Raw genomic sequence first — 7,110 nt, forward strand, 5'->3', positions numbered from 1 at the left:
GAAATCATTTTTTAAGTTTAATTTTTAGTATTTTCTAAGCTAATAAGATAATCAATTATTATACTGGAGGAATAGACCAATATGGTGGGATTGACTCAACAAGAAGCGGAAAAACGATTATTTAAGGTCAAGGATGCCGATGGATTACGTGATTTAATACAGCAATTAGATATAAAAACAACCATCCTCTAAAAATGTTCTAAATTCAAATCGACTTATCCCCTTCAAAATATCAGCATAACTTTCAATCGTATTTCAATATTGTTACCGATCAATTATTAATCAAATTATAATGATAATTTAATCAGTTTGTCTCCTGATAATGAATACTTATAATCTGTTTTGGGTTATTTACAAACCAATTATCTTATTTATAATTTTGCTTATCTGCATTTATATTTTATATAACAGAGCCCAAATTTATTTAACACAATTTAATTAAGGAGTGACTGATGCCATTTGTCAATGCCTATGTGTCGGAAGAAGATGCTAAAAAATATGATTTAGATAATTTATGGAATAAGTACCGTAGCATTGGTACCAAAATGCCTGAACTATTGAACAGTTTTGATGTTCATCAACACGCTTGGTGTGTGGATAAGGAACGAGGGTATTGGTTATTTTACTGTAATTATGTAATGACTTATGATACTCCTTCTGGTCTACCTCAACCAACTTCTAAAAAAATATTTATCCTGCATGTTAATGGTCAGAATATTGAGTTTATTTTGGAAACAGGCCGTTGGAAATCTATCGATTTGCAAGCGATCGGTTTGGAATATGCTAACTCCTTTCCTGTAAAAATTGCTTGGAATATTGTGTCAATGAATCCAAGTTGTTTATCGACTATGTCGAAGGCGGATTTATTAACCGTTTTAAAAGAGGCGTTAACTGTCTTTAAATGTAGTGGAATTAGAAATTTAGAAGCTAATGAGGAAGCACTGATTAGATGTAATTTTTAGTATTTTGTAAGCTAACAACATAATCAATTATTATACTGGAGGAATAGACCAATATGGTGGGATTGACTAAAGAGGAAGCGGAAAAACGATTATTTAAGATCAAGGATGCCGATGGATTACGTGATTTAATACAGCAATTAGATATAAAAACAACCATCCTCTAAAAATGTTCTAAATTCAAATCGACTTATCCCTTTCAAAATATCAGCATAACTTTCAATCGTATTTCAATATTGTTACCGATCAATTATTAAACAAATTATAATGATAATTTAATCAGTTTGTCTCCTGATAATGAATACTTATAATCTGTTTTGGGTTATTTACAAACCAATTATCTTATTTATAATTTTGCTTATCTGCATTTATATTTTATATAACAGAGCCCAAATTTATTTAACACAATTTAATTAAGGAGTGACTGATGCCATTTGTCAATGCCTATGTGTCGGAAGAAGATGCTAAAAAATATGATTTAGATAATTTATGGAATAAGTACCGTAGCATTGGTACCAAAATGCCTGAACTATTGAACAGTTTTGATGTTCATCAACACGCTTGGTGTGTGGATAAGGAACGAGGGTATTGGTTATTTTACTGTAATTATGTAATGACTTATGATACTCCTTCTGGTCTACCTCAACCAACTTCTAAAAAAATATTTATCCTGCATGTTAATGGTCAGAATATTGAGTTTATTTTGGAAACAGGCCGTTGGAAATCTATCGATTTGCAAGCGATCGGTTTGGAATATGCTAACTCCTTTCCTGTAAAAATTGCTTGGAATATTGTGTCAATGAATCCAAGTTGTTTATCGACTATGTCGAAGGCGGATTTATTAACCGTTTTAAAAGAGGCGTTAACTGTCTTTAAATGTAGTGGAATTAGAAATTTAGAAGCTAATGAGGAAGCACTGATTAGATGTAATTTTTAGTATTTTGTAAGCTAACAACATAATCAATTATTATACTGGAGGAATAGACCAATATGGTGGGATTGACTAAAGAGGAAGCGGAAAAACGATTATTTAAGATCAAGGATGCCGATGGATTACGTGATTTAATACAGCAATTAGATATAAAAACAACCATCCTCTAAAAATGTTCTAAATTCAAATCGACTTATCCCTTTCAAAATATCAGCATAACTTTCAATCGTATTTCAATATTGTTACCGATCAATTATTAAACAAATTATAATGATAATTTAATCAGTTTGTCTCCTGATAATGAATACTTATAATCTGTTTTGGGTTATTTACAAACCAATTATCTTATTTATAATTTTGCTTATCTGCATTTATATTTTATATAACAGAGCCCAAATTTATTTAACACAATTTAATTAAGGAGTGACTTATGTCATTTGTCAATGCCTATGTGTCGGAAGAAGATGCCAAAAAATATGATTTAGATAATTTATGGAATAAGTACCGCCGCTTTGGTACCAAAATGCCTGAACTATTGAAGAGTTTTGATGTTCACCAACACGCTTGGTGTGTGGATAAGGAACGAGGGTATTGGTTATTTAATTGTAATTATGTTTTAAATTATGATACTCCTTCTGGTTTACCTGAAGCAACTCATAAGCAGGTTTTTATCCTGCATGTTAATGGCCAGAATATTGAGCTTATTTTGGAAGCTACTCCTTGGAAACCTAGCGATTTGCAAGCGATCGGTTTGGAATATGCCAACTCATTTCCTATAAAAATTGCTTGGGAAATTGTATCAATGAACCCGAGTAGTTTACCTACTATGTCGAAGGCGGGTTTGTTAACCATTTTAAAAGAGGCATTAGCTGTCTATAAATGTAGTGGACTTAGAGATGTAGAATCTAATGAAGAAGCACTGATTAGATGTAATTTTTAGTATTTTGTAAGCTAACACTATAATCAATTATTATACTGGAGGAATAGTCTAATATGGTGGGATTGACTAAAGAGGAAGCGGAAAAACGATTATTTAAGGTCAAGGATGCCGATGGATTACGTGATTTAATACAGCAATTAGATATAAAAACAACCATTCTCTAAAATGCTCTAAATTCAAATCGACTTATCCCCTTCAAAATATCAGCATAACTTTCAATCGTATTTCAATATTGTTACCGATCAATTATTAAACAAATTATAATGATAATTTAATCAGTTTGTCTCCTGATAATGAATACTTATAATCTGTTTTGGGTTATTTACAAACCAATTATCTTATTTATAATTTTGCTTATCTGCATTTATATTTTATATAACAGAGCCCAAATTTATTTAACACAATTTAATTAAGGAGTGACTTATGTCATTTGTCAATGCCTATGTGTCGGAAGAAGATGCCAAAAAATATGATTTAGATAATTTATGGAATAAGTACCGCCGCTTTGGTACCAAAATGCCTGAACTATTGAAGAGTTTTGATGTTCACCAACACGCTTGGTGTGTGGATAAGGAACGAGGGTATTGGTTATTTAATTGTAATTATGTTTTAAATTATGATACTCCTTCTGGTTTACCTGAAGCAACTCATAAGCAGGTTTTTATCCTGCATGTTAATGGCCAGAATATTGAGCTTATTTTGGAAGCTACTCCTTGGAAACCTAGCGATTTGCAAGCGATCGGTTTGGAATATGCCAACTCATTTCCTATAAAAATTGCTTGGGAAATTGTATCAATGAACCCGAGTAGTTTACCTACTATGTCGAAGGCGGGTTTGTTAACCATTTTAAAAGAGGCATTAGCTGTCTATAAATGTAGTGGACTTAGAGATGTAGAATCTAATGAAGAAGCACTGATTAGATGTAATTTTTAGTATTTTGTAAGCTAACACTATAATCAATTATTATACTGGAGGAATAGTCTAATATGGTGGGATTGACTAAAGAGGAAGCGGAAAAACGATTATTTAAGGTCAAGGATGCCGATGGATTACGTGATTTAATACAGCAATTAGATATAAAAACAACCATTCTCTAAAATGCTCTAAATTCAAATCGACTTATCCCCTTCAAAATATCAGCATAACTTTCAATCGTATTTCAATATTGTTACCGATCAATTATTAAACAAATTATAATGATAATTTAATCAGTTTGTCTCCTGATAATGAATACTTATAATCTGTTTTGGGTTATTTACAAACCAATTATCTTATTTATAATTTTGCTTATCTGCATTTATATTTTATATAACAGAGCCCAAATTTATTTAACACAATTTAATTAAGGAGTGACTTATGTCATTTGTCAATGCCTATGTGTCGGAAGAAGATGCCAAAAAATATGATTTAGATAATTTATGGAATAAGTACAATCCTTGGTTCATTCATATGCCTGAAGTATTGAACAGTTTTGATGTTCACCAACACGCTTGGTGTGTGGATAAGGAACGAGGGTATTGGTTATTTTATTGTAATTATGCGCGTAATTATGAAGGTCCTTCTGATAGACCTGAACCAACGAGTAAGGAGGTATTTATCCTGCATGTTGATGGCCAGAATATTGAATTTATTTTGGACTCTAGTGATTTGGATCCTAGCGATTCAGTATCTACCGACTTATATCCGATACAATTTGCTTGGGAAATAGTGTCAATGAACCCCAGTAGTTTACCTACTATGTCGAAGGCGGATTTATTAACCATTTTAAAAGAGGCGTTAACTGTTTATAAATGTAGTGGGCTTAGAAATATGGAAGCTAATAATAAAGCATTTTTTAAATTTAATTTTTAGTATTTTGTAAGCTAACACTATAATCAATTATTATACTGGAGGAATAGTCCAATATGGTGGGATTGACTAAAGAGGAAGCGGAAAAACGATTATTTAAGGTCAAGGATGCCGATGGATTACGTGATTTAATACAGCAATTAGATATAAAAACAACCATTCTCTAAAATGCTCTAAATTCAAATCGACTTATCCCCTTCAAAATATCAGCATAACTTTCAATCGTATTTCAATATTGTTACCGATCAATTATTAAACAAATTATAATGATAATTTAATCAGTTTGTCTCCTGATAATGAATACTTATAATCTGTTTTGGGTTATTTACAAACCAATTATCTTATTTATAATTTTGCTTATCTGCATTTATATTTTATATAACAGAGCCCAAATTTATTTAACACAATTTAATTAAGGAGTGACTTATGTCATTTGTCAATGCCTATGTGTCGGAAGAAGATGCCAAAAAATATGATTTAGATAATTTATGGAATAAGTACAATCCTTGGTTCATTCATATGCCTGAAGTATTGAACAGTTTTGATGTTCACCAACACGCTTGGTGTGTGGATAAGGAACGAGGGTATTGGTTATTTTATTGTAATTATGCGCGTAATTATGAAGGTCCTTCTGATAGACCTGAACCAACGAGTAAGGAGGTATTTATCCTGCATGTTGATGGCCAGAATATTGAATTTATTTTGGACTCTAGTGATTTGGATCCTAGCGATTCAGTATCTACCGACTTATATCCGATACAATTTGCTTGGGAAATAGTGTCAATGAACCCCAGTAGTTTACCTACTATGTCGAAGGCGGATTTATTAACCATTTTAAAAGAGGCGTTAACTGTTTATAAATGTAGTGGGCTTAGAAATATGGAAGCTAATAATAAAGCATTTTTTAAATTTAATTTTTAGTATTTTGTAAGCTAACACTATAATCAATTATTATACTGGAGGAATAGTCCAATATGGTGGGATTGACTAAAGAGGAAGCGGAAAAACGATTATTTAAGGTCAAGGATGCCGATGGATTACGTGATTTAATACAGCAATTAGATTTAAAAACAACCATTCTCTAAAATGCTCTAAATTCAAATCGACTTATCCCCTTCAAAATATCAGCATAACTTTCAATCGTATTTCAATATTGTTACCGATCAATTATTAAACAAATTATAATGATAATTTAATCAGTTTGTCTCCTGATAATGAATACTTATAATCTGTTTTTGGTTATTTACAAACCAACTATCTTATTTATAATTCTATTTATCTGCATTTATATAAAACAACCCAAATTTATTTAACACAATTTAATTAAGGAGTAACCTATGCCATTTGTCAATGCCTATGCCTCAGCCGAAGATGCTAAAAAATATGATTTAGATAATTTATGGAATAAGTACAATCCTTGGTTCACTCCAATGCCGGAACTATTGAAGCGTTTTGATGTTCACCAACACGCTTGGTGTGTGGATAAGGAACGAGGGTATTGGTTATTTAACTGTGGTTGGGTGCATAATTATGATAGTCCTTCCGGTCTCCCTGAACCAACTAATAAGCAGGTGTTTATCCTGCATGTTGATGGTCAGAATATTGAGTTTATTTTGAGTCGTGGCGATTTAGATCCTAGCGATTCAGTATCTACTGACTTATATCCGATACAATTTGCTTGGAATATTGTGTCAATGACCCCGAGTTGTCTACCTACTATGTCGAAGGCGGGTTTGTTAACCATTTTAAAAGAGGCATTAGCTGTCTATAAATGTAGTGGACTTAGAGATGTAGAATCTAATGAGGAAGCACTGATTAGATGTAATTTTTAGTGTTTGGTAAGTTAACAAGATAATCAATTATTATACCGGAGGAATAGACCAATATGGTGGGATTGACTAAAGAGGAAGCGGAAAAACGATTATTTAAGGTCAAGGATGTCGATGGATTACGTGATTTAATACAGCAATTAGATATAAATACCCATGGCAAAACAACCACCCTCTAAAAATGTTCTAAATTCAAATCGACTTATCCCCTTCAAAATATCAGCATACTTTTTAATCGAATTTCAACATTGTTACAGATCAATTATTAAACAAATTATAATGATAATTTAATCAGTTTGTCTCCTGATAATGAATACTTATAATCTGTTTTGGGTTATTTACAAACCAACTATCTTATTTATAATTCTATTTATCTGCATTTATATAAAACAACCCAAATTTATTTAACACAATTTAATTAAGGAGTGACTGATGCCATTTGTCAATGCCTATGTGTCGGAAGAAGATGCCAAAAAATATGATTTAGATAATTTATGGAATAAGTACCGCCGCTTTGGTACCAAAATGCCTGAACTATTGAAGAAGTTTGATGTTCACCAACACGCTTGGTGTGTGGATAAGGAACGAGGGTATTGGTTATTT

The 7,110-nt window shown here is 31.7% G+C and carries 8 protein-coding genes; all 8 read left to right on the top strand.

All coding sequences use genetic code 11. The annotated features are described in order from the left end of the window. Positions 1–452: 452 nt before the first annotated feature. The 8 genes from A9G25_RS01825 to A9G25_RS13130 all read left to right on the top strand — a co-directional run bounded on the left by A9G25_RS01825 (position 453) and on the right by A9G25_RS13130 (position 6,686). On the top strand, positions 453–962 hold the full coding sequence (locus tag A9G25_RS01825; RefSeq protein WP_065625496.1) for a hypothetical protein: 510 nt from the start codon (positions 453–455) through the stop codon (positions 960–962). A 424-nt stretch (positions 963–1,386) separates the two neighbouring features. Further along, entirely contained in the window at positions 1,387–1,896 is a 510-nt protein-coding gene (locus tag A9G25_RS01830) for a hypothetical protein (RefSeq protein WP_065625496.1), read from the top strand. A gap of 424 nt (positions 1,897–2,320) precedes the next feature. After that, entirely contained in the window at positions 2,321–2,830 is a 510-nt protein-coding gene (locus tag A9G25_RS01835) for a hypothetical protein (RefSeq protein ID WP_065625497.1), read from the top strand. Between the two features lie 423 nt (positions 2,831–3,253). Next, a complete protein-coding gene (locus A9G25_RS01840; RefSeq protein ID WP_065625497.1) occupies positions 3,254–3,763 on the top strand; it encodes a hypothetical protein in 510 nt (169 codons plus the stop codon). 423 nt (positions 3,764–4,186) lie between these two features. After that, entirely contained in the window at positions 4,187–4,681 is a 495-nt protein-coding gene (locus A9G25_RS01845) for a hypothetical protein (RefSeq protein WP_065625498.1), read from the top strand. A gap of 423 nt (positions 4,682–5,104) precedes the next feature. Next, positions 5,105–5,599, top strand: coding sequence for a hypothetical protein (locus A9G25_RS01850; protein WP_065625498.1), 495 nt, complete (start codon positions 5,105–5,107; stop codon positions 5,597–5,599). 416 nt (positions 5,600–6,015) lie between these two features. Further along, positions 6,016–6,510: a hypothetical protein gene (locus A9G25_RS01855; RefSeq protein ID WP_065625499.1), complete on the top strand. Its 495-nt coding sequence runs from the start codon at positions 6,016–6,018 to the stop codon at positions 6,508–6,510. A 53-nt stretch (positions 6,511–6,563) separates the two neighbouring features. After that, on the top strand, positions 6,564–6,686 hold the full coding sequence (locus A9G25_RS13130) for a hypothetical protein (RefSeq protein ID WP_255306990.1): 123 nt from the start codon (positions 6,564–6,566) through the stop codon (positions 6,684–6,686). Positions 6,687–7,110: the final 424 nt, after the last annotated feature.

Source organism: Gilliamella sp. Bif1-4, from assembly GCF_001690535.1.
In the GTDB taxonomy this organism is placed as follows: domain Bacteria; phylum Pseudomonadota; class Gammaproteobacteria; order Enterobacterales; family Orbaceae; genus Gilliamella; species Gilliamella bombi.